Annotated in this window: 17 protein-coding genes and 4 pseudogenes; 15 read left to right on the forward strand and 6 right to left on the reverse strand. The window is 59.4% G+C overall.

The features are described from left to right. Nucleotides 1–148 precede the first annotated feature (148 nt). From OMP40_RS36330 to OMP40_RS36345, 4 genes and pseudogenes are all read left to right on the forward strand, one after another. A complete protein-coding gene (locus tag OMP40_RS36330; RefSeq protein WP_420872115.1) occupies nt 149–919 on the forward strand; it encodes a hypothetical protein in 771 nt (256 codons plus the stop codon). 729 nt (nt 920–1,648) lie between these two features. Next, entirely contained in the window at nt 1,649–2,197 is a 549-nt protein-coding gene (locus OMP40_RS36335; protein ID WP_277538832.1) for an NADPH-dependent FMN reductase, read from the forward strand. Nucleotides 2,198–2,463: 266 nt separating this feature from the next. Beyond that, nucleotides 2,464–2,763, forward strand: a pseudogene (locus OMP40_RS36340) (polysaccharide pyruvyl transferase family protein); the annotation flags it as partial. Between the two features lie 109 nt (nt 2,764–2,872). Next, the gene (locus tag OMP40_RS36345) at nt 2,873–3,568 is read left to right on the forward strand and encodes a polysaccharide pyruvyl transferase family protein (RefSeq protein WP_277539724.1); all 696 of its coding nucleotides are present in this window, start codon (nt 2,873–2,875) and stop codon (nt 3,566–3,568) included. Between the two features lie 101 nt (nt 3,569–3,669). Here OMP40_RS36345 and csaA read toward each other — a convergent pair whose 3' ends face one another. Both csaA and OMP40_RS36355 read right to left on the reverse strand, forming a co-directional pair. Then, nucleotides 3,670–4,002: a chaperone CsaA gene (gene csaA / locus OMP40_RS36350; protein ID WP_277538834.1), complete on the reverse strand. Its 333-nt coding sequence runs from the start codon at nt 4,000–4,002 to the stop codon at nt 3,670–3,672. A 32-nt stretch (nt 4,003–4,034) separates the two neighbouring features. Then, nucleotides 4,035–4,485 (reverse strand): annotated as a pseudogene (locus OMP40_RS36355) (MerR family transcriptional regulator). Between the two features lie 171 nt (nt 4,486–4,656). On the opposite strand from OMP40_RS36355, the gene OMP40_RS36360 reads away from it, so the two are divergent. Next, complete coding sequence (locus OMP40_RS36360; RefSeq protein ID WP_277538837.1) at nt 4,657–5,508, forward strand: aldo/keto reductase; 852 nt, start codon at nt 4,657–4,659, stop codon at nt 5,506–5,508. A 429-nt stretch (nt 5,509–5,937) separates the two neighbouring features. Here OMP40_RS36360 and OMP40_RS36365 read toward each other — a convergent pair whose 3' ends face one another. Continuing rightward, complete coding sequence (locus OMP40_RS36365; protein WP_277538840.1) at nt 5,938–7,254, reverse strand: alpha-L-fucosidase; 1,317 nt, start codon at nt 7,252–7,254, stop codon at nt 5,938–5,940. Between the two features lie 167 nt (nt 7,255–7,421). Between OMP40_RS36365 and OMP40_RS36370 the strand changes: the two genes are divergently transcribed. The 5 genes and pseudogenes from OMP40_RS36370 to OMP40_RS36385 all read left to right on the forward strand — a co-directional run bounded on the left by OMP40_RS36370 (nt 7,422) and on the right by OMP40_RS36385 (nt 11,989). Then, nucleotides 7,422–8,276 carry an AraC family transcriptional regulator gene (locus tag OMP40_RS36370; protein WP_277538842.1) on the forward strand — a complete coding sequence of 285 codons (855 nt, stop codon included), beginning with the start codon at nt 7,422–7,424 and terminating at the stop codon, nt 8,274–8,276. 776 nt (nt 8,277–9,052) lie between these two features. Then, nucleotides 9,053–9,457: an NHL domain-containing protein gene (locus OMP40_RS36375; protein WP_277538844.1), complete on the forward strand. Its 405-nt coding sequence runs from the start codon at nt 9,053–9,055 to the stop codon at nt 9,455–9,457. Beyond that, nucleotides 9,375–9,695 (forward strand): annotated as a pseudogene (locus OMP40_RS42820) (hypothetical protein); the annotation flags it as partial. The gene OMP40_RS36375 and the pseudogene OMP40_RS42820, both read left to right, overlap by 83 nt. Nucleotides 9,696–9,978: 283 nt before the next feature. Continuing rightward, nucleotides 9,979–11,421: a cadherin-like beta sandwich domain-containing protein gene (locus OMP40_RS36380; protein WP_277538846.1), complete on the forward strand. Its 1,443-nt coding sequence runs from the start codon at nt 9,979–9,981 to the stop codon at nt 11,419–11,421. 13 nt (nt 11,422–11,434) lie between these two features. Further along, on the forward strand, nt 11,435–11,989 hold the full coding sequence (locus tag OMP40_RS36385) for an S-layer homology domain-containing protein (protein WP_277538848.1): 555 nt from the start codon (nt 11,435–11,437) through the stop codon (nt 11,987–11,989). A 132-nt stretch (nt 11,990–12,121) separates the two neighbouring features. Here OMP40_RS36385 and OMP40_RS36390 read toward each other — a convergent pair whose 3' ends face one another. Further along, nucleotides 12,122–12,337, reverse strand: a complete 216-nt coding sequence (locus tag OMP40_RS36390; protein ID WP_277538850.1) for a hypothetical protein — start codon at nt 12,335–12,337, stop codon at nt 12,122–12,124. Between the two features lie 87 nt (nt 12,338–12,424). On the opposite strand from OMP40_RS36390, the gene OMP40_RS36395 reads away from it, so the two are divergent. The 5 genes and pseudogenes from OMP40_RS36395 to OMP40_RS36410 all read left to right on the forward strand — a co-directional run bounded on the left by OMP40_RS36395 (nt 12,425) and on the right by OMP40_RS36410 (nt 21,696). Next, nucleotides 12,425–17,341, forward strand: coding sequence for a hypothetical protein (locus OMP40_RS36395; protein WP_277538852.1), 4,917 nt, complete (start codon nt 12,425–12,427; stop codon nt 17,339–17,341). A 2,018-nt stretch (nt 17,342–19,359) separates the two neighbouring features. Continuing rightward, nucleotides 19,360–20,148 (forward strand): hypothetical protein, encoded by a 789-nt coding sequence (locus OMP40_RS36400; RefSeq protein WP_277538853.1) that lies wholly within the window; start codon nt 19,360–19,362, stop codon nt 20,146–20,148. Nucleotides 20,149–20,570: 422 nt separating this feature from the next. After that, nucleotides 20,571–20,678: pseudogene (locus OMP40_RS42825) on the forward strand (S-layer homology domain-containing protein); the annotation flags it as partial. Nucleotides 20,679–20,696: 18 nt separating this feature from the next. Continuing rightward, a complete protein-coding gene (locus OMP40_RS36405) occupies nt 20,697–21,113 on the forward strand; it encodes an S-layer homology domain-containing protein (RefSeq protein WP_277539725.1) in 417 nt (138 codons plus the stop codon). A gap of 139 nt (nt 21,114–21,252) precedes the next feature. Beyond that, the gene (locus tag OMP40_RS36410; protein WP_277538855.1) at nt 21,253–21,696 is read left to right on the forward strand and encodes a hypothetical protein; all 444 of its coding nucleotides are present in this window, start codon (nt 21,253–21,255) and stop codon (nt 21,694–21,696) included. Here OMP40_RS36410 and OMP40_RS36415 read toward each other — a convergent pair. Next, nucleotides 21,683–22,915 (reverse strand): ParB/RepB/Spo0J family partition protein, encoded by a 1,233-nt coding sequence (locus OMP40_RS36415; protein WP_277538857.1) that lies wholly within the window; start codon nt 22,913–22,915, stop codon nt 21,683–21,685. The two genes, OMP40_RS36410 and OMP40_RS36415, sit on opposite strands and share 14 nt — an antisense overlap. Nucleotides 22,916–23,101: 186 nt before the next feature. Beyond that, entirely contained in the window at nt 23,102–23,659 is a 558-nt protein-coding gene (locus tag OMP40_RS36420; protein WP_277538859.1) for an S-layer homology domain-containing protein, read from the reverse strand. Nucleotides 23,660–23,671: the final 12 nt, after the last annotated feature.

Below are 23,671 nucleotides of genomic sequence, written 5' to 3' on the forward strand. Positions count from 1 at the left end.
ACCGTGACGAGCAGTCGGGCGCAATAATGCGGCCGGGGATGCGCAGCCGCTTGGCCGTTCGGCATCTTGGCAGCTTCGCCGCAGTATGCTATTCTGATGCTGAATGACTTGCGTTTTAAAACGAACATGCGCGTGAAGCACACGCCGCTTGCTCCTGATGGGGAGTAAGCGGCTTTTTGTGTTTGGTGCAAAAAATGTCGGGAAGGCGGGCATGGTTGTGGTCAAAAGAGAGGTTCGGCAGTTGGCGGTTGAGGCGAAGGCGTCTATCGTAGCTGCGTTTATTGAAAAGCAAAGAAAGACGGCGAAGGGGCAGCGGTTGGAGATGCTGCAGCGGGATCTCAGCGGCACGATCAAGCTGTTGACCGATCTGCTGCTGCCGGTGTTCGGTTCGCTCGAGGGCTTCCATTTGGAATATGAGATTGTCGGGACAAACGGCGTGAAGATTTATGCGGATGTATTCTACGAGCCGCTTGGGCTGGTGTTTGAATGCGACGGCTACGTGCCCCATGTCGAGCTGATCACAAGGGATCGCTTCTCGTTCGAGCGCATGCGGGTACGGACGTTCGCGCTGGGCGGGTATGCGTATTTCCCTTTTAGCCGGGACGAGTTGGACAAGAAAATCGAGATGTGCAGGCGAGCGGTGTACGAGGCGTTGGGGAGGCGGGGGCGTGGAGGAGAAGGTCTTCGCGAGCTGCCCGTGCATGAAAGGGAACTGCTTAGAATGGCGGCCGATTCAACAATGTTTACGCCAAAGGACGTTAGAAATTGGTTGGATATCGGCCATAGAAAAACGCGTGAGTTAATTGCAAGCATGAAGCAATCTCAGCTCATAACGCGTGTCGGAGGCAGCGATTGCAGAGATTTCGGATATAAGCTTGGAGTAAAGGGGAAGGAGCTGCTGAGAGGCGGTGGCTCATAGAGTGAGTGGGCAATTCGTTAAAAGGGAGTCTGGTTGAGAATAGATGGGGCTATGGGAGCGGAGATCGTGACGAAATGCGATTATCGGCGGCGCATGAGGGGCTATGGGAGCGGAGATAGTGACGAAATGTGATTATCGGCGGCGCATGAGGGGCTAAGGGAGCGGAGATCGTGACGAAATGTGATTATCGGCGGCGCATGAGGGGCTATGGGAGCGGAGATCGTGACGAAATGCGATTATCGGCGGCGCATGAGGGGCCACGTGAGCGGAGATCGTGCCGAAATGCGATTATCGGCGGCGCATGAGGGGCTAACGGAGCGGAGATCGTGACGAAATGTGATTATCGGCGGCGCATGAGGGGCTATGGGAGCGGAGATCGTGACGAAATGTGATTATCGGCGGCGCATGAGGGGCTAAGGGAGCGGAGATCGTGACGAAATGCGATTATCGGCGGCGCATGAGGGGCTAAGGGAGCGGAGATCGTGACGAAATGTGCTTATCGGCGGCGCATGAGGGGCTATGGGAGCGGAGATCGTGCCGAAATGCGATTATCGGCGGCGCATGAGGGGCCACGTGAGCGGAGATAGTGACGAAATGCGCGTATCGGCAGCGCGTGTGGGACGGTGTCCGTGACGAGTTGGCTTGAAATCACCGGATGCGGACTGATATGGTGAGGAAGACGTTTTAATTTGCCATGACCGATTATCGGGAGAAAGGTTGCTGAGCCAGATGAAGTTGATCGCGCTAGTAGGCAGTCTGCGCAGGGAATCCGTGAATTTGAAGCTGGCGTTGACCATGCAGGAGAGGTATCGCGGCAAGTTCGAGCTGGAGATCGCGAATCTCGGCACGCTGCCGTTTTTCGATCAGGACGAGGAGGAGAGTCCGCCTGCGTCCGTGCTGAAGCTGCGCGAGCAGGTCGCCGCTGCGGACGGCGTGCTGATTCTGACGCCGGAGTACAATTGGTCGGTGCCGGGCGTGCTCAAGAATGCGCTCGACTGGCTGTCGCGCGGAGATAAGGTGCTGATCGGCAAGCCCGTTCTCGCCGCCGGCGCGAGTCCCGGCATGTACGGTACGCTGCGGGGCCAGCTGCACCTGCGGGAGATTTTGTCGAGCCCGGGCATCCAAGCGGTCATGCTGCCTCCGGCGGGCAATGAGATCGCCGTCGCGCAGGCGCCGCAAAAGTTCGGCGAAGGCGGCGCCCGCCTGACGGACGAGCGCACGCTCACGCATATCGACGTCATCGTCGATCGCTTTCTCAACCTGATCGGGCAGCGTTAATCCGCGCAAGACGCATGAAGTCCGAACGTCCGCTGCGGCGGCGTCCGGGCTTCTTTCTTGTTTGGGATGGTCAAGCAGGGGGTAAAAGCGACTATCCGCTGTGTTAAGTCGTCAAGCCGGGCGACGGCTGTCTCGTCGCGGCCGGCCATTCCATCAAGTTAAAGCGAAAGGGAGATCGACGCATGGGCAAGATATTGATTGTCGGGGGCCAGATGGAGAACAAAGGCGCCCAGGCGATGACGTTCACCGTCGTGAACGAAATCAAGATGCGATACCCGGACAAGGAGCTCGTGCTCATCTGTCCGGACGAGGACCGCAATTACGCGTTTCAACTGGTGAAGATGGGGAAAAAAATGAAGATCGAGCTGCTGGGCGGCGTCTATACGCTGATCGGCAAACTGATCCCGAACGACGAGCGCGTCAGCATCACCAAGGCGCGGATGAAGGAGCTTCTGAAGGAAACCGATCTCATCGTCGACATCAGCGGCTTCGCCCTCTCCTCGCAGTTCAGCATCCGCCACACGATCAATTATTTGGCGAACATCCGGCTCGCCCGGCAGAATAAGATTCCGATGGTGCTGCTGTCCCAGTCGTTCGGCCCGTTCGAGTACACCGGCATTTATAAGTACGTCATACCGCCGATGATCAAAAAAGTATATTCGCTATCCGAAATACATTTACGCCCGCGAGCAAGAAGGGGCCGAGTATCTCGGCAAGTATACGTCGGGCAATCTGCGCAGGTCCGTGGACATCGTGCTGCAGGGCGCGAACCCGTACAATCTGGCCCACTTGTTCCGCGACGGCAACTACATAAAGGGAGAGCCGCTCGCGATCATGCAGAATGCCGTCGGGATCGTGCCGAACGTCAAAACGATGAAGTACGGCACGCGCCAATCGATGCTGGCGATGTACGAGCGCATGACGCAGCATCTGCTGGACCGCGGCAAAAACGTCTATCTGTTCCGCCACTCCACGGAGGATCTGATCATTTGTCAGGAGATCAAGCGCCGATTCCCGAACGACGAACGCGTCGTGCTGCTGGAAGAGGAATACGACTGCATCGCGATTCACGACGTGCTCGTGCAGTTCGAATTTCTCGTCGCGTCCCGTTATCACTCGATCGTGCACGCGTACAAGAACGGCATTCCGGTCGTGGCGCTCGGCTGGGCGACCAAGTACCGCGAGCTGCTGGGACGATTCGGTCAAGGCGAATACGTATTCGACGTGCGCGACAGCGCGCATATCGAAGCGAATATGATCGCGAAGCTCGACGCCATGATCGAAAATCGCGACGTCGAAGCCGCCAAGATCGACGACACCCTCAGAGAGATTCATCGCGAGAGCATATTTACCGAGGCGTTCGCGCTGTAAGCGGACAATAGAAAATCGGAGCGACGCGAATAAGCGGCAGGCGGGGACTACGAGATCCCGTGCTGCCGCTTACTTTACGTTCTCCCTTGCGAGCGCCTTGCTTAAGCGATAGGCGTCCCGTTAGGCAGTTCAACCTCGGGCTGCAAGAGAACGACGTCTCCCTTTTCCGGAACGCCGCCAAGGACCAGCACTTCCGATCTGAATCCGGCGATGCGCCGGGGTGGAAAGTTGACGATGGCGACCACTTGTTTGCCTGCAAGCTCCTCTGCCGCGTACCGCTTCGTAATTTGCGCGCTGGACGATTTGATCCCGATCTCCGGTCCAAAATCGATTTGCAGCTTGATCGCAGGAACCTTCGCATCTCCAAAAAATTCGGCTTCCTTTATCGTTCCCACCCGAATATCGAGTTCCGTAAAATCGTCGATCGTTGCCAATGCTTCCGCCTCCCGCTTTCTATACTCGCGAATCACGCTCTGCGAACGGCAGACGCGTAAAAGACATCGCTGTGCATGTGCCTCATATCGCCCCAGTTGGCGGGATTGGTCGTGTCCGGCATGCGATCTTCCATGATGGCTTGATACAGCGCCGTTTTTTTGCTCTAAATGGGCGATATGCCTTTTCGCTTCCTCGAGCCTCGCGAGCGCCGCTTCCTTATGCTCCTTCATGAGGGCCGCGCGCTGCGGAACGGTCGAATCGCCCTCGATGCAGAGCTCGACGTACGTCTTGATGACTTCGATCGGCATGCCGGATTGCTTGAGGCATTTGATGCCGTGCAGCCAATTGACGGCTTCTTCGTCGAACATCCGGATGTTGTTTTTATCGCGCCGCACGCTCGGCACCAGTCCTTTGTCCGTATAAAAGCGCACGGCATGCTCGGTCAGTCCCGTAATATTGGCGGCTTCTTTGACCGTATGCATGCGTAATCCTCCCCGTAAAAAAATGAATTCGATACGGCTTGCCTTCGTGTAACACGAAGGCTTTAAGCTTACTGTAACGCAAATCGGCCGTCCGCGGAACCCCGCGCAGCAGGCGTGATACCAGGGGACGCGCCGATTGCCGTTACAAATAGGACAGTGGGAGGAAATACCATGCAAACCGTAACGTTGAACAACGGCGTGAAAATGCCGATCATCGGCTTCGGCGTCTACCAGATTCCCGATGCGGAACAATGCGAGAACGCGGTGTACGAAGCGCTGATAGCCGGTTACCGCTTGATCGATACCGCCGCCGGCTACTTGAACGAGGAAGCGGTCGGGCGCGCGATCAAGCGCAGCGGCGTGCCGCGCGAGGCGCTGTTCGTCACGACCAAGCTCTGGATCCAGGATGCCGGCTACGAGAGCGCCAAGCTTGCTTTTGCCAAGTCGCTTAAGAAGCTTCAACTGGACTATCTCGATCTGTACCTCATTCACCAGCCCTTCGGCGATTACTACGGCGCTTGGCGCGCGATGGAAGAGCTCTATCGTGAGGGCAAGATCAGGGCGATCGGCGTCAGCAACTTCCTGCCCGACCGCCTGATGGATCTCATCGTGCACAACGAGATCGTTCCCGCCGTCAACCAGGTCGAGACGCATCCGTTCTACCAGCAGCATGAGAGCGCCGCGTTTATGAAAGAGCAGGGCGTGCAGCATCAGTCGTGGGCGCCGTTCGCCGAGGGACTGGGCAACATGTTCGGCAACGAAACGCTGGCCTCGATCGCGGAAAAGCACGGCAAGTCCGTCGCGCAGGTCGTGCTGCGCTGGCTCGTTCAGCGACAGGTCGTCGTCATTCCGAAGTCGGTGCGCAAGGAGCGAATCGTCGAAAACTTCGACATCTTCGATTTTGAGCTGGACGCGGACGACCTCGAACGAATCTCCGGCCTCGATACGCGGGAGACGCTGTTCCTGTCCTATCACGATCCGAAGTTCGCCAAGATGCTGGGAACGTGGCGGGTCGAGCTTTAAGCAGAAAAGATGCAGAAAGGACAGGTGCGCGCACCTGTCCTTTCTGCAATAAGATAGCATGTATAAAATCGACAGGTAACGCCCTTCAGCGCCTCTTCGGCTCGGAATACGCCCACAGCATGGCGGGAGCAGCCGAAGGCAAGTCGAGTGAAGATACCAGACTCAGATGGACTCAGATGCCGTTATTTCGTAAAAAACGGTGCAATTGCGATCATTTCGGACTGGAGAGCCGTTATTCACCCAGATCCAGGCTAAAAAAGACGGGCAATCCTCCAATAGCGGCGCCTGAGTCCGCAAGCATGCCGCAATTCGCGCTAGGAAGAAGAATACCGGCTCCTCAGTCCGCCGGCGCCGGCGACGTGCCCATGCGCAAGCCAAAAAGCCCGCCGGCGGCTTTTACAAGTTGCTCCACGACGCGATGCCAGCCGCTTACTTCAGCTCCAGCTCGACGACCGTCCCGCGCGCATCCGGCAGCGGGTAGGTGTAGTGCTCGGGACGCGCGAAGTTGAAGAATGCGTCGGCTTCGAAAAGCGCCGCGTTCCATGGACGCGACACCGGCAGCTCCGAGCCGTCGGCGAGCAGCCGCGCGCGTTTGATGCGTCCGGCGAGCCCCGCCAGATTGATCGCGCCCACGCTCTCCTCAAAGACATGCGCGTACAGCTTGTTCCCTTTTTGCGTATAACGCCCCCAATCGGGCTTGGGCAGCTCCGCCTGTCCGCAGCCGTAGATGCTGTCGCCGTTCAGCGCCATCCAGTCGCCGACCTCGGCCAGGATGTCCAGCGACTGCCGCGGGATGCGCCCGCGCGCGTCAGGGCCAACGTTCAGCAGCAGGTTGCCGTTTTTGCTGACGCATTCGATCAGCTTGCGGATGACGAGGGTCGGCGTCTTGTAGTTGGTGTCCGAAGCGACGTAGCCCCAGTTGTTGTTCAGCGTCACGCAGGCTTCCCACGGAATCGGCTGGCCGTCTGCGTCGGTCACGCCGGTCGGCGGGATGATCTGCTCGGGCGAGGCGAAGTCGCCGGCATACGCGAGCGGCTCCTTCGTATATATGCTGCCTCCGCCTTCGCCGCCGGCCTCCAGCCGGTTATCGATGACGATGTGCGGCTGGAGCGTCCGCATCATCCGGATCAGCTCCGAAGCGCGCCACTTCTCGCCCTGCATTTCGTCGTAGGAGAAATCAAACCACATGAGGTCCAGCTTACCGTAGTTCGTCAGCAGCTCGCGGACCTGACCGTGCATATAGTCGAGGTAACGGTCGAACGTCGATGGATCGCGCTTGTACGCTTCGTTGTCGCGCATTGGATGGTGGGCGTCGCCATAAGCCGGATAGTCTTCATGATGCCAGTCGATCAGCGAGTAGTAGAGCCCGACCTTAAGCCCCTCCGCGCGGAATGCCTCCAGGAACTCCGCCACGAGGTCGCGCCCGGCCTTCGTTTTCGTCGACTTGTAGTCCGTCAGCTTGCTGTCGAACAGGCAGAAGCCGTCGTGATGTTTGGCCGTCAGCACCGCGTACTTCATGCCGGCCTGCTTCGCCGCGCGCGCCCAGGCACGCGGATCGTAGTCTACGGGATCGAACTCGTCAAAATAAGCCTGGTAGTCCTCGACCGTCGTGCGTTCAACGTTGCGGACCCACTCGCCGCGCGCGGGAATCGCGTACAGTCCCCAATGGATAAACATGCCGAACCGGTCCTGCAAAAACCAGCGCGTCCGCTCCTGGCGGTCCAGCCATTCCTGATTATGTGCCATCGTCGCGACTTCCTCCGTTATAATAGGGATAGGCTCTCGGCCTTGCCAGCCCAGTGTACCAGCATCGGACGGCAGGCGGGGGAGGGACAAGGTTAAGGCTTGCGGGTACGAGATTAACCTCGTTCGGAAACGCTGCCATACTTACCTGAAAGCGCAGGGGAAAACAGATGGGCGACGGAACGGCCGGAATCGGCGCGCTTGACGATATACTGTCCCAGCTCCGGATCGACGTGATCGGGGCGTATTTTTCGCAGTGCAGTCCCGTGTGGCGGGAGATCGATTATGTACCTGCCCACAACAAGCTTTATTACATATGCGAAGGCGAGGGCTGGCTGCGCATCGGCGACAAGGAGCTCCTGCCTGAGCCGGGGGAGTTGGTGGTCATGCCGGCCAACGTGCTCCAGTCGTTTTCCGCGATCGAAGGGCGCAGGCCGTTTCTGAAATATTGGTGCCATTTTACCGCGGATATCGGAGATGCGGGGCTGTTTTCGTGGCTTGACGTGCCGTATCGCCTGACGGTGGACGCCGAGCTGCGCGAGGAGGTCGGCCGCAAGTTCGAGGCGCTCGTCGCGTGCGCGGCCGAACGGGGAATCGGCGCCAGGCTGCGGGAAAAAGCGTACTTGCTGGAGCTGCTGGCGCCGGTCGTCGAACGGGCAGCGCTCAGCCGAACGGGCGGAACCGCGGAGGACGCGGAGCGGATCATGCTGATCACGCGTTACGTCGAGACGCATCTGGCGGAAGAACTGACGCTGGACGGCCTGGCCGATTACCTGCATTTGCACCCGAACTATCTGGTCAAATACTTCAACCAACGCTTCGGCATGCCGCCGATCCGGTACGTGAACCGCAAGCGCATGGAGCGGGCCCGCCTGCTGCTTCGCACGACGGACCGCAGCATCAAGGAGATCGCCGCGGCCGTCGGTTATCCGGACACGAACCACTTCGCCAAGGCGTTCCGCCGCGAGACGAGCGCGAGCCCGTCCGCATACCGCGCGGCGGGCGGGGTTCCGGGCGAAGGATAGCCTGCGTTAAGGCCATTTCTGATATTTTTACGATCTTTCATCCTATCGATTTTCGCTACTGTCCGCGATCGCTTGCCGCGTCGCGGCTTTTTTTTAATACGAAAGTAAGTAAATCGAAAATCGACAGGCAAAACCCTTAAGCGCCTCTTCTACCCGGAATGCCACAGTCCCGACAAGTAACGCTGTACAGCATTCGTAGGCCATCCCTCGCGCATGGAAGTACCGAAGGCAAGCCGAGCGAAGAGACCGGACTCAGATGACGCTATTTCGTACAAATCGGTGCAATTGCGATCATTTCGGACTGGAGCGTCGTTATTCGCTCAGATCCAGGCTAAAAACGGTCTCCAATCCCGCGATAGAGGCATCTGGGTCCGCGAGTGGGACGCAAAGCGCGTTAGGAACAAAAATAAGGGCTCCTCAGTCCGTACGCTACTCGCCATTGTGCAAACAAAGGCCGCAGCGGCTTTCTCGTTTTTCAGGTCGCGGATCGACTATATAGCCTCGTTGTTTTGATTTTGTTGAGTGAAATTTTAGTCTTTGTTTATTCGCGTATGATAGAATCGGTCTGGTTTATGCGAACTTTCTTTTTTTATGAGGAGATGCTGTCGAATTATAGCATTTTATCGTGAAGTGGCCCTGGTATTTCCAAAGAGGAGGAACACGCGTGCGAAAAATAAACCGGCCGATCGCTTGCATCCTGGTTTTTATGCTGATTATGACCTCCCTGCCTGAATGGCTCGGGGGGCAAAGCCTATGCCGCCGGAGGAGACATGATCGTGACGGCCGTCGGCACCGGCGTTCCCGGCAGCTCGGGAGACGGCGGCGACGCGACGGAGGCGCAAGTGAATTTCGCGAAGAATATCGCTTTTGACGGCAGCGGCAATTTATATATATCCGAAGCGAGCGGAGCGAGGGTTCGAAAGGTCGATCGATCGACCGGGAAGATCTCCACGGTAGCGGGCAATGGGAATCACGGGTTTTGGGGAGACGGAGACTTGGCTCGGTATGCGAATTTGAGTGCTCCCGAGGGAATCGCATTTGACGGCAGCGGCAATCTGTATATCGCTGACTCTAGTAATAACCGAATTCGAAAAGTAGATGCATCGGGGATTATCTCGACGGTGGCGGGCAACGGAAATTCCGGGGTTTCGGGAGACGGGGGGAGCTGCCACGTCGGCTGAACTGTCCATTCCTACCGGACTGGCTTTTGACGACGGCAATTTGTATATCGCGGATTCGGGAAACAACCGGATTCGAAAATTAGATTTGTCGTCGGGCGATATCTCCACGGTGGCGGGCAAGGGATCCTTTGGCTATTACGGCTACTCGGGAGACGGCGGCCTGGCTACGGATGCAGAATTGAACTTTCCGTACGGCTTGGCGTTCGACGATGACGGCAATCTGTATATCGCGGATTCTAATAATTATGTTATTCGAAAAGTAGATGCCGTGTCGAAGAAAATCAGCACCGTGGCCGGCGTCGCCGGAATTTCCGGCATGTCGCCGGAAGGAGACTTGGCGGCGGCATCCTATTTGGGTCTCCCGATGGAATTGGCATTCGACAGCAACGGGAATCTGTATATCGCGGATGCGGGGATCCAACGAATTCGGATGATCGATACGGCAGGGTATCTTACGACGGTGGCAGGAAACGGCGCGGCTTCTTATTCGGGAGACGGGGGGAGCGCCGACGTCAGCCACTTTGAATATTCCGATGGGGGTAGCCGTCGACAGCGACGGTACGGTCTTTATCTCGGATTCGGCCAACAGCCGGATCCGGAAGCTTGTTCCGTCCAACAATGCGAATCTGAGCGGGCTGACGATGTCCGGCGGCGCCAGCTTAAGTCCGGCGTTTTCCTCATTCGTGACGAGCTACACGGCAACTGTGGCGAACACGGCGAGCAGTGTCACGCTGACGCCGACGACGAGCGACAGCTACGCGACGGTGACCGTCGACGGGACGCCGGTGACGAGCGGCACGGCATCGGGCGCGATCAGCCTGAACGTTGGGAGCAACGGTCCGATCGAGATCGAGGTGACGGCGAAGGACGGCACGACGAAGACCTATACGGTGACGGTGACCCGGGCGCCGAGCCTGAGCGCGAATGCGAGCTTGAGCGGCTTGAGCTTATCGAGCGGGAGCCTGAGCCCAGCGTTTGCGGAGGGGACGACAAGCTATACGGCAAGCGTCGCGAACGGAGCGAGCAGCATCACGGTCACGCCGACCGTGAGCGACAGCAACGCGACGGTGGCGGTTGACGGCACGCCCGTGACGAGCGGCACGGCATCGGGCGCGATCAGCCTGAACGTTGGAAGCAACGATCCGATTGAAGTTGAGGTGACGGCGCAGGACGGGACGACGACACAGACCTATACGGTGACGGTGACGCGGGCGCCGAGCCTGAGCGCGAATGCGAGCTTGAGCGGCTTGAGCTTATCGGTCGGGAGCCTGAGCCCGGCGTTTGCGGAGGGGACGACAAGCTATACGGCAAGCGTCGCGAATGGCGTGGACAGCATTACGATAACGCCGACCGTGAGCGACAGCAACGCGACGGTGACGGTTGACGGCACGCCCGTGACGAGCGGCACGGCATCGGGGGCGATCAGCCTGAGCGTAGGGAGCAACGCTCCGATTGAAGTTGAGGTGACGGCGCAGGACGGGACGACGACACAGACCTATACGGTGACGGTGACGCGGGCGCCGAGCCTGAGCGCGAATGCGAGCTTGAGCGGCTTGAGCTTATCGAGCGGGAGCCTGAGCCCGGCTTTTGCGGAGGGGACGACAAGCTATACGGCGAGCGTGAGCAATAGCGTATACAGCGTGACGCTGACGCCGATCGCGAGCGATCTTGCTGCTTCGATCAAGGTGAATGGCACGTTAGTCCCCAGCGGCTCGGCATCCGGCGCGATTCCGCTGAACATGGGCACCAACCCGATTGTGGTTACGGTAACGGCAGAGGACGGTACGACGACGATTGCATACGCGGTGACGGTCACCAGGGCAAGCGGCGATGATACGCCGCCCGCAGCGGTTAACACGCCGCCTGCAACCGACGACACGCCGCCCGCATCCCGCGGACCTATTCTTAATGAAAAAGATCTCGAATGTGGCGAAGTTAAAAGAAACGCTTCAAGCTGCGCTTAATAGCGTTGCACCTATGCCGTTCGCGGATGTGCAGGCGGGCAGCTGGAGCGCTCAAGCGATTCAAGTCGCTCAGCAGCTCGGCATCGTGCGCGGAAGATCGGACGGCGGTTTTCACGGGAGCGACCCGATCACGCGCGCCGAGTTTGTCGCGATGGTGGCGAAAGCTTTGCATCTCGATAGGGCAAGCGATGAGGGCTCGATCTATTCCGATACGAAGGGCCACTGGGCCGAGCCGGCCATCGATGTGCTGACGGCCGCCGGCGTTGTCGAAGGCGTAGGCAACGGTGCCTTTAAGCCGAACCAGCAGATTTCCCGCGCCGAAATATCGGCCATCCTGGCACGGCTGATGGTTCTCGATCAGACGGCCGAAGAAATCAACTTCCCGGATACGACCTACAGCTGGGCGCGCGCTTATATCGAGCAAATGGCCGGCGCCGACATTGTCAGAGGCTTGGACGACGGCAAGTTCTATCCGGGCGCCGCCGCGACGCGCGAACAAGCGGTAACGATGATTCTTCGGATGCTGACCGTGAGCCGCAACATCGATCTGAAGCTTATAGAGTTATAAAGAACCCAATAAAAGCGGCTTTTTTTGACAACAGAGCGTGTCTATAACCTTTTATAGATGCGCTTTTGTCACTTTTAGTATGAAATCGGCCTTGTTGCTTTAATAGGAGGATCCCATGAAACGATTGAAGCTTTATATGAGGACAAGATTGGCTTCCAAGCTGGTAGCGATGATGTTATCCATTGCCGTCGTATTTACGATGCTGCCCGTCGCGGCATCCGCGGAGGACGTCGTTGCTGCGGCCGACATCTCGATCGGAACGGCCGCGCCGTATAACGGGGCGGCGATCGCCGATGGCGCGATTACGTTCGGCGGCGGATCGACGACGTCCGTGCAATGGTCTGCCAACGGCGGCGCCTATGCCGCAGCAAGCGGCTTTTTTTGCGCAGAGCACCATCTATCGGACCCGGTACGTGTTCACGGCCGACTCAAGCCATGTATTCGATCCTGCAGCCGGTGCGTATCAGCAGGGCGGGGCGCGAGATTTGTCGGGCAGCATCGCCAATCTGGGCGCGGGGACTTTTTACCGCCACCGTCAGTCAGGCGTTTACGTTAAACGATACGCTGACGATCACGGTCACATGGCCCAATGCGACGATCGAACCGTCGGATATTTCGATCGGCACGGTCGCGCCGGTGAAGGGCGCGGCGATCGAAGACGGCACGAATTCGTTCGCTCATGCTACCGCCGTCGTCACCTGGTCCACCAACGGCACCAGCTTTAATCCGGCCAGCGGCGTTTTTGCCCCCGGCACGACTTATTTCACCAAATACGAGATTACAGCCGACGCAGGGTACGCGTTCGACACTACCAGCCGTATTTACAACGACGGGGCGAAGTCTTTGGCGAGCCGCATCTTCAATCTCGGCACGAGCTTCCTGGCGGGAGCGAACGTCTCGACGAAGGTGCGCGCGGGCGACACCTTGACCGTCTTCGTGATGTGGAATACGACGGCGACCGCGACGGGGCAGACCATTATCGAAGCCGGCGACATCCGGATCGGGACCGCGGCGCCGGCGCCGTCGGTGCTGGCGGCGAATGGCACGAATACCTTTAATCATGCAACGGTTGATTATATCGAGTGGTTTGATCAATCGGTTTACTTTGACGAAGGCACGGCTTCATTTGTATCCGGAAAAACTTATAAGTCTAGCTATGCCATCCTCCCGGCCAACGGCTATGCTTTCGACACGCCTTTCGCTTACACGAAAGGGCAGTCCAGAGATTTGTCGAGCCGGATCTCGAACCTTGGCACAGGGACGTTTTACGTATACGGCTATGATGAAGGTTTATTAATCGAGGTGACCTGGCCGCAGACCGGTCTGATCGTCCCTGCCGATCTCTCGATCGGCACGGTTGCGCCGCTGCCGGCAGCGAGCATGGCGGACGGCGCGAATACGTTCGGTCACGCCGCCGCCTCGATCAAGTGGTCTGCCGACAACGGCGCGACCTTCGATACGGCAAGCGGGGCCTTCGCCTACGAAACGACCTACCAGACGCAATACGTCATCACGGCGGCATCCGGTTACTTTTTCGACGCGGCCGCCGGGGCGTACGAGGCGGGCGGCGCAAAGGCGTTGACGAGCCGTATGGCCAATCTCGGTTCAGGCACCTACACGGCGGTCGTATCCGGCGCGTCGAAAGACACGTTAACGATTACGGTGACTTGGCCGAAGACGGCCTCCGCGCCGCAGACGACGATCGCCGCTTCGGGGCTGTCGATCGGCACGGCTGCGCCTGCGACAGGCTCGCCTGTCGCGGACGGCGCGAATTCGTTCGCGCACGCAAGCGCAAGCGTGTCATGGTCCGCCGATAACGGGGCGAGCTATGCGGCGGCAAGCGGCACGTTCGCGCCTGGGCGGGCTTACAAGTCGAAGTACGTGCTGACTGCGGACGCGGGCTATATTTTCGATGCGACAGCGGGCGCTTATGACGGAATTGCCGTCGCGAATCTGGGCGCCGGCTCGTTCGCGGCTGTCGTATCGACGACGAGCACCGCGAATGACACACTGACGATCACGGTAACCTGGCCGGCGACGGCTGTCGCGGCGATTGCGGCGTCCGACCTGTCCATCGGGACGGTCGCGCCGGCGAGCGGCGAGCAGGTCGCGGACGGCACGAATGCATTCGACCACGCCTCCGCCGTCGTCGCCTGGTCAAGCGACGGCGGTGTGAATTATGCGGCTGCCAGCGGCGTTTTCGACCCGAATACGGTCTATAAGACGAAGTATGTGCTAACTGCGGCGAGCGGCTATGCCTTTCAAACGGCAGCGAACGCCTATGACGACGTGTCCGTCGCCCATATCGGCGGCGGTTCGCTCAGCGCGAGCGTGTCGACGGCGGTCACGGCGAACGATACGCTGACGATCGTGGTCACCTGGCCGGTGACGGGACCGGCGACGATCGCCGCTGCAGACCTCTCGATCGGCACTGCCGCGCCGGTGACGGGCGCCGCGCAGGCGAACGGCACGAATACATTCGCGCACGGTTCGGCGGTCGTTGCCTGGTCGGGCGACGGCGGCGCGACTTATGCGGCGGCCTCTGGCACGTTTGCGCCGATGACCGCCTACAAGACCAAATATGTACTAACGGCTGCCGCCGGCTACGTGTTCGATTCGACGGCGGGCGTCTACAACAAAAACGGCGCAAGAGATCTCTCCGCGCGAATTGCAAGCCTCGGCACAGGTACGTTCGCCGCGACCGTATCGACGACGACAGCGGCGAACGATACGCTGACGCTGATCGTATCTTGGCCGGTCACAAACGCCATCAAGATCTTGCCTTCGGACCTGACGATCGGCACGCTCGCGCCGGTGACGGGCGCCGCCCAGGCGAACGGCAGCAGCACCTTTGCGCATGCGACCGCGAGCATCGCCTGGTCCGCCGACAACGGCGCATCCTATCAGCCTGCGAGCGGGCTGTATGCGCTGGGAACGAGCTACAAGACCAGATATGTGCTTACTGCGGCATCGGGCTACCAGTTCGATACGACCGCGGGGGCGTATGCGGCGATCGGCATCGCCAACCTGGGTGCGGGCACCTTCACCGCCCAGGTGTCGACGACAAGCGCAGCGAACGATACGCTGACGATCGTCGTCTCCTGGCCGGCGACGGCGATCTCCGACACGCTGAAGCTCGTCTCGTCCAACGCGACCGATTTTCAAGCTTATTCGGGCAGTACGATCATTCCGGAGCAGGGTCTGACTGCGGCCGCCGAGGAGGACTACACCCTCACGCTGGTGAACCGCAGCATCGACTCGTCCGATCCGTCCGCGCCGCTTGTCGCAGCGGTCGTAGGCAGCCTGCGGGTCATCGACGATCAAGGCAACAATGTGCTGAAGGGCATTCAAAAGGTGTCAAGCGGCGTCGCCCAGAATCACCCTTGGAGCCTGAAGCTGACGATCGGCAAAAATACGTCGGCATCCGTCCGAAATTTAAAGATCATGGTCGTGAGCGGGACGGGCCGAAGAGTCGATATTCGCAACCTTATCGGCTTCGCGAGCCCGACGCTCGAATATGCGATTTTGCCGAATCCCAAAAGCGCATTTCCTTACGAATACGGCAACTACTATTACTTCGAGACAGGCGACCGCGTATCGATGAAGACTTCGTCGTTCGGGCTAATTCCCGCCGGCGTACAACTGGTCGGCAAGCAAACGTCCAAGACGACGCCTGTAACGAATACGTTGTTCGATACGACAAACTACCAATTCGGCTATACGTTTACGATGCCGAACGAGCCCGCCTTCTTGTCCGTGACCTCGACGGACGGCAAAGCCGCGCACGACATCCTGGTGAAGTCTACGATCTCCGGCGCCGTATCGCCGTCGTTGTCCGGAGGTTCGACTTTCGTAAAGGCGACCGGAGGGAAGCCCGCGACGGATCATTCGGGCGACATCGTCACCGTCGATTTAGGCAGTTACAATACCCGAATCTATAAAGTTAAGGGCATCGAAGTCAGATCCGAGCTGCTGAACGTGACATTGCCGGTTACGGCGAACGGCAACGGCACCTATTCGTTTGCGATGCCTTTTACCGATGCGATCGTCACGGTGCTCGTCGACCGTATCGTATCGAACCCGCTTCAGACGGAGATTGTCAACAACGCGAGCGCGCAGGTCGATCTGAATCTGGACACTTATTATCCGGGCGATGCGCTGCAGGTGCAGATTGCGAATACTGATCCGACGAAGTTCGTAGCCAGCATTCAAGTCTGGCGCGTCATCGAGGGCGGCAGCATACGGCTCAAGCAGGGCAAGCCTGCCGATCCGTACGCCTCGCAGATCGTGTTCGGCACGACGCCCTATCCGTCGGATTCTGAGCTGACGGCCGGCGCGACGTTGAAGGTGGTCGTCCAGTTCGGCGAGGTCACGGTGCCTGTGTCGACCAACAGCGCCGCGCAGTTCTCGAATTATCCGGCGCAGGTGCGGCTGAACGAGGCGATTAAGTTCTCCTTCGCGCCGCCTGCCGACACGAGCAAAATTTATTCGCCGGCCATCAAACTGCACGATGCGGTTACGAATACGTCGAACGTCTATCCGTGTACGTACGTGAAGTCCGATCCGCAAGACCAGACGAAAAGTGTGTATACATGCCCGGCCGTCACGAAGAGCCGGATCGATTCGGTCGAGCTGCTCTACGATTCGGTCGATGCAGGCTCGCCGACGTCCGGGGCGGCCAAGCTGCGGAACATCTCGTCCATCGCGCCGAACTCCAGGCTGGCGGGCGTGTTCAAGACGATCGTGGTGTTCGGCGCGAATATGGACGGCAAAGGCCAGGTGTACATCGGCACGTCGCCCAATCCGACATTGCCGGCCGCCCTCGTCAACGTGACCGCCGCCTCGCTGGTCATTAACGTGCCGGCGAGCATGCTGTCCAGCACCGAGGACGTCACTTATTACGTATCCGCCAACGGCGTGCAGCGGTCCATCACGATCGCATCGGCGCAAAATTTGAGTCATACGGAATTCGGCTATATGGCGATTGTATCGAATGCACAGTTCAATCATTCGGTGCTCGTCGCCGAGAGCGAGAAGGCGCTGAATCAGCAGTTGGGCAACCGCAAGGCGCTCATGACGCTGAAGGGCAGCTTCAAGTCGAACGCGAACAGGTTCGGCGAGTACAATTTCAGCGGCACGACGATCGTCAACGGCGGGCTGACGAGCTATCTGCCGACCGCCGACAGCAAGCTTCGCGTGTTTGACTCGGGGGGACGGCGACGTCTCGATCACGATGGACGACGTCAATCTGATCGCGGGCACGTACAGCCTGCTGAAGGCCTCCGACGGCTCGATCGAGCTGGAAAAGGGCATCGAGTACGTGGACGAGTATGCGAAGGACTCGGACGGTGATCTGCTGGACCCGGGCCAACGAAACATCGAGATTGCCATCGGCCGTCAAAATAAGCTGATCGTCCTGGGCAGCGGCATGCAGGCGGGGATTACGGGCGCCACGCTGCTCGGAAATGCCATCATGTTCGACGGCAAGGTTTACTTCGGAATGGCGCTGCCCGGCAGCGGCAACGTGGGATTCGGTCTGACGATCGACCGTCTCCAATACGGTATGAACGGGCAGGGAAGCCTGGATTTCCAAGGGGTCAAGGCGGACGGTTATTTTACCCCGGGGAACGATATGTCCAAGAAGCTTCTGGGCGGCTTCGGCATCGGCGCAACGGCCGAGGGCTCGATCGATACGTTCGAGAACGAATACGCGATCGGCTTCGACGTAGATGCGAAGCTGGCGAACTTCGCGGCGAGCATGAGTATGAAGAAAAACGGCGCGAACGGCCTGTTTATCCCGGACACGATCAAGATCGTCGTCGGATTGAGCAACGGCATTCCGGTGACGCCGATGGTGCCGATCGCGCAGTTGACGCGCATCGGCGGCGGGGTATCGGGCCTGGCCGACACGATCACGGGCAACTACAAGGGCGTGGCGCCGATCATGATCACGATCAATGGCGACCTTGAAGTAGGCAGCCTCGTCGCCGGCGAGGGACTGCTCGAGTTCAACGACGTCGAGCTTGCGATCGGACCGTCCGGAATTACCCTGTCCGGCAACCCTACGCTGCTCAAGATGGAGCTGTTCGACAAGTTCAAGGCAGGCATCTACATCACGAACACGTCGGTATCGTATCAAATGGACATCGCAGCCAACATTTTGAAAAACTTCTCGGTCATTCTGGCTGGCGGCAATGCCAATCTTACCTATTACAGAAACAACGGCTTTAACTTGAACGGTCAACTGTACGGACGTCTTCAAATTCCGGAGATCGACGTCGGGCTGTTCGATATCGGTCCGTATACGTTGGCCAACCAAACTGTAGGACTCAGCAATTCTAACGCTTACGCGGCGTTCAGCATTCTCGGTTTCGGCCTCAAAGTGAACTACTCGTTCGGAAGCGGCTCTGTCAGCGTAGGACGCAGGAGCCTCATGGCGGAATCGACCGGACAGGCCTTCTACGACGAGGACGGCAATGCGGTGGGGCAGTTGAATGCTTTCTCCAACGTGAGCGTGGTCGCTTCGAGCGGCACGGCCGGTTTCATGAGAGGACTTGCGCTTGCGCCGACGACCTCGACGAATGACGCGGGTACCGTCCATACGGTGACGTTTCCTGACGGCTTGACGGACGATTATGCCGTGCTCGTCAATGCGGACCCGGAGGACATCGGCATTCTGGATCCGGAAGGCCATCCGTACGGATTGACCTATCCCGGCACGCTAAGCGACGGAACGCCGTTTTACGACGATCCGAATGCGAATGCGGCGGTCGTGTCCGATCGTACGATTATGATTCGACTGGGCGCGCAGACGGGCGATTGGACGATCTCGTCGAGTCAATCGTTCGACAGCTCCATTATCGCGATTGCGCCGGTGCCGGAGCTTGCGCGTGCAGCGTACGACGGAGGAACCGGGGCGGCAAGCTGGGATTTGACCGGACTCGATACGGACGCCGAAAACTATCGCGTCGAAGTCCGCTTGTCCTCGGACAACGGCGACGACCCGGCGGATACGGGCGCTGGCGTACTCATCCATACGATCGATATCGATCCTGCGCAGGTGACGGACCGCGCCATTAGCGGCAGCTACGTATTTACGGAGGAAGACTTGCGTTACTTGCAGAGCGGTACGTATTACCCTCGGATAACGTTGGTCGGGACGCCGAACGCGGACACGTCCAGATCGATTCCGTATTCGAGCCTGAACGCGAAGCAAGCCGATGAACGTCGTCAATTCGCTCGCGCCTGGCGCGATCAGCGCTGTTGCGGGCTCTGCGGGCGGCGGCGGCACGATCCATGCGTCATGGAGCGGCGTCGCGGGAGCGGACGGCTATCTGGTGCGCCTGCTCGATGCGGACGGCAATGCGGTCATGTCGCCGACCTCCTATACGGACGAGCTCGACGGCGACGGCAACCCGACGGGCAACCGGATCGCGCACGCAGGCAGGCCGATCGAGTATCAAATCTCGGCGGACGATGCGGTCAACGGCGCTTTCAGTCTTGATTTTGGCGGAATGGAATCCGGCAGCAGCTACATGCTTGCGGTCACGCCGTTCGCCCTTACGGACGATTCAGGCTCCTCCTACATCTACGGCGCTACGACGGCGACGGACGTCGTCGAAGTGCCGCTGGTGAAGATGCCGGTCCTGCATGTGGCGTCGAACCTCGGCGCGATCGCGAGCGATTCGGCGCTCGGCAATGTCCTTGCGGTGAACGGCGACTTCGAGCTGAATATCGCGACGACTTACATCGGAGCCGAAGACGGGCAGTCCCGTGACCTGGCCGCGAAGTTTACGGTATGGCAGAGCGACGGAACGCTGGACGAAGCGACGAATATGCCGAACTTTACGCAAATCTATGCCAGCGCCGATTATGAAAATCATATCGCGGTGCCGGTGACCGTTGACGGCGATGCGGGCTCGAGCTTGATTCGGATCGTGGCCGAGAACGATCAGGGCGACGTATCGGAGTACGGGCTGGCCGTGCGCTACAGCAATCTTCCCCCCGGCTTTGTTCGTCGATACGGATCAGGAAGGGAAGATATTAACCGATTCGGAGGGCAAATACGAGATCCAGGGCAGTACCGCGCCTTATGCGACCGTATGGGACAGCCAAGGGAATCGCATAACGGCGAACGAATCGGGACGCTTCCGCATTAGCGGGACATTAAGCGCCGGCACGCAAGCTTATAGCACGATCACGGCTATCGATGCGTTGGGCAACGTCGCGCAGGACGATGTCAAGATCGTAAAGGCTGACACGGGAACGGACCCTGGGACAGATCCGGGAACGAACCCGGGTACAGATCCAGGTACGAACCCGGGCACGGACCCCGGTACGAACCCGGGTACAGATCCTGGTACGAATCCGGGAACGGACCCCGGTACAGATCCTGGTACGAACCCGGGAACGGACCCCGGTACGAACCCGGGAACGGACCCGGGAACGAACCCGGGTACAGATCCTGGTACGAATCCAGGTACGAACCCGAACACGCCGCAGACGGGGCCAGGGCAATCCGGGGGGACAAACCGACGGCGGGACGGATAACGGAACGACTGCGGGCTCTTCGTTTAAGGATGTGCGCGCCCAGACGCCTTGGGCAGAAGCTGCGATCGAGCGAGCATACAAGCTGGGTATCGTATCCGGCAGAACGCCCGAACAGTTCGCTCCGAAAAGCGATACGCGAAGAGACGAAGCAATCGTGATGCTCGCAAGAGCCCGACATTTGACCATTGGCGTTCAGGCCGATCTGGATGCGGCAGCCGCCTACTTCGCCGATTGGAACGGACTGGCCGAGTGGAGCAAGCCCTATATTGCTGCCGCTTTCGCGAAAGGACTGGTGACCGGCACCGTTCGCAACGGCAAGTATTATATTAACGGGGCCTCGCCCATTACGAGAGCGGAAGTTGCGGTGCTGCTGCAAAATGCATATCGGCTTGCTGCGGATGCGAGCAACCTCAAGTCTTTCGGTGACACGATTCCTTCATGGGCGGTAGACAGCGTTAGCGCGCTCGCGTCCCGGAGGGTAATCAACGGCTATCCCGATTCAACGTTCATGGCCGGAGCCCATGCGACGCGAGCGGAGATCGTGGTCATGCTCATGGCGCTGATCGACGCTTAAGAGGTCGTAACAGGCGGATGCTCGCTGCGACATAAGCATGTGCCGCATCGTTAATGAGCCAAAGTGACTTGCTTGCGAGGAAATAAGGAAGCGCGACATCGTTAATGTGCCGACATTGGGTGCTTGCGAGGAAATAAGGATGCGAGACATCGTTAATGTGCCGACATTGGGTGCTTGCGAGGAAATAAGGATGCGAGACATCGTTAATGTGCCGACATTAGGTGCTTGCGAGGAAATAAGGAAGCGCGACATCGTTAATGTGCCGACATTAGGTGCTTGCGAGGAAATAAGGAAGCGAGACATCGTTAATGTGCCGACATTGGGTGCTTGCGAGGAAATAAGGATGCGAGACATCGTTAATGTGCCGACATTGGGTGCTTGCGAGGAAATAAGGATGCGAGACATCGTTAATGTGCCGACATTAGGTGCTTGCGAGGAAATAAGGATGCGAGACATCGTTAATGTGCCGACATTAGGTGCTTGCGAGGAAATAAGGATGCGAGACATCGTTATTTACGCGACGAAACGAAAAGAGGAACGTCAGGGGCTCGCTCCCGACGTTCCTCTTTTTAAATGCGCCTGACGACTTCGGCTCTCGCCGTCCGGCAGGCGTTCAGATGGCCTTCGAGCCGGCCGATCAGGTCGTCGAGCCCGTCCCGCAGCGCCTCCGGATCGACGGAGGTGGCTGCCTGCAGCTCGGCCGCCAGCGCTTCCGGCGTCGGCAGCGCCGCGAGCAAATCGCGCAGCGTGACCATCGTCCGCGCGCCGGCTGCCGCTGCAGCCATTGCCGCCACGGCCGCAGCCGAATCGGACTGGCTAAGCGCTGCCGATCCCGGCTGCGTTCCTGCCGCTGCGGATGCCGTCGCCGCTGCGGCCTGCGCGGTTCCGCCGCTCGCCGCCGCTCCGGCGGCGCCCGACGTCCCGGCTCCGCCCGCCGCCCCGGCGTCGGGACGCAGCCCTGCGTCGCCCGCTCCCGCACCGCCGGCGGCTTCCGCCTTTTGGCGCTGCGCTTCTTCGCGTTCCGTCTCCGCGCGCTCGGCTTCGGCCTCCGCCTTGCGCCGCTCCGCGTCCGCCGCCGCGCGGGCCCGTTCCTTGCGGCTCGCCTCGTAGGCGGACCAGGTGTCCAGCAGCCCCGGCCCGTCCTTGTAAAGCAGCTGGCTCTTCGTACGCTCCGAGATCGAAGCGTCCTTGAACAGCTTGGCGATCCGCTTCACGTCGACGACGGGCATCTCGTCCTTCGCCATCGTAAGGGCCAGGGGATCGCGGTACTCCATCGGCAGATCCTTGAGCGGGAGCAGTTGGTCCTCGGTCAACGTGCCTTTGCGGATATCGGTGCCGCTGACGACGAGCTTCTTGACCGCGGGCCCGAACTTCAGCAGCTCGCATTTGTTTTTGATATACGACTCCGGTTTGCCGAGCTTGGCCGCCAGAAACTTCACCGAGCTCGCGAACTTCGGATCGTTCAGCAGCTTGTCGAACGCTTCGCCTTCCTCGATCGGCGTGAAGCCTTCGCGCGTCAAATTCTCGGCGACCTGCTCGAGGTAGATCTCCGTCTCGTCGGTCGCGTCCGACACGATCGCGGGGATCGTGTCGCGGCCGAGCTTCGAGCAGGCGAGGTATCGGCGGTTGCCGTAAATAATTTTGTAGCGTCCGCCCTCGGCCTTGCGCACCTTGATCGGGGACAGCAGGCCGATCTCGCCGATGCTGTTCACCAGCTCCTGCAGCGACTCCTCGCCGAACCGGTAACGGGGCTGATCCTTGTCTTCGTCGATCAGATTCATAGGCAATTCGATGATTTGCATGTCGGCATAATCTCCTGTACGAATAATGGACGCCGCGCGGGCGCCATCGGCTTATCTATCTATTATAGTACAGGTTGTAGCGGATAGGAACGCACGCTCCCCGCTGTCGTCGCGATCCACTTTGTTCTGCGTAAAAAAAGAAGCTGCGAACGCCGAAGCGTCGCAGCCTCTTTCTCGATCCGGTATTTACTGCGCAGCGATGTGCTCCGCGCCTTGGGCATCGACCGTGTACTTATGGTTGGTCGCCGCTTCTTCGATGTCGGCGAATGCCCAGTGGGTAGCCGGCACGTCCGTAAAGGTAACCGTCGTCGCCCCGTTCAGCGGACCGCGGCCGAACAGACGGTTCAGCACCTTGACGGCTTCGGCGCGCGTCAGCTTCTGGTCAGGCTTAAACGTCTGACCTGCATAGCCCGTCATGATGCCTGCAGAGGTGACGTAGGAGATCGCGTCCGCAGCCCAGTGGCTGTCGGATACGTCGCTATAGTTACCGTTGCCGGGATTCTCTACGCCTTGCGACGTCGTCGGACCCTTCTGCATCCAGCGGGCGGCGATCGCAGCCATCTGGGCCCGGGTGACGGAGCCTTCGGGATCGAACATCGTCTCGGAGACGCCGCCCATGATGCCCGCAGACTTGGCTTTGAGAATTTCGTCCATCGCCCAATGTCCGGCCTTGACGTCCGAGCCGGCCGTCGTGCCGGCCGATACCGTCGTGTCAGGCAGGTTGCGAGCGAGCATCGCCGCCATTTGGGCGCGCGT

Source organism: Cohnella rhizosphaerae (assembly GCF_029525575.1).
GTDB lineage: Bacteria > Bacillota > Bacilli > Paenibacillales > Paenibacillaceae > Cohnella > Cohnella rhizosphaerae.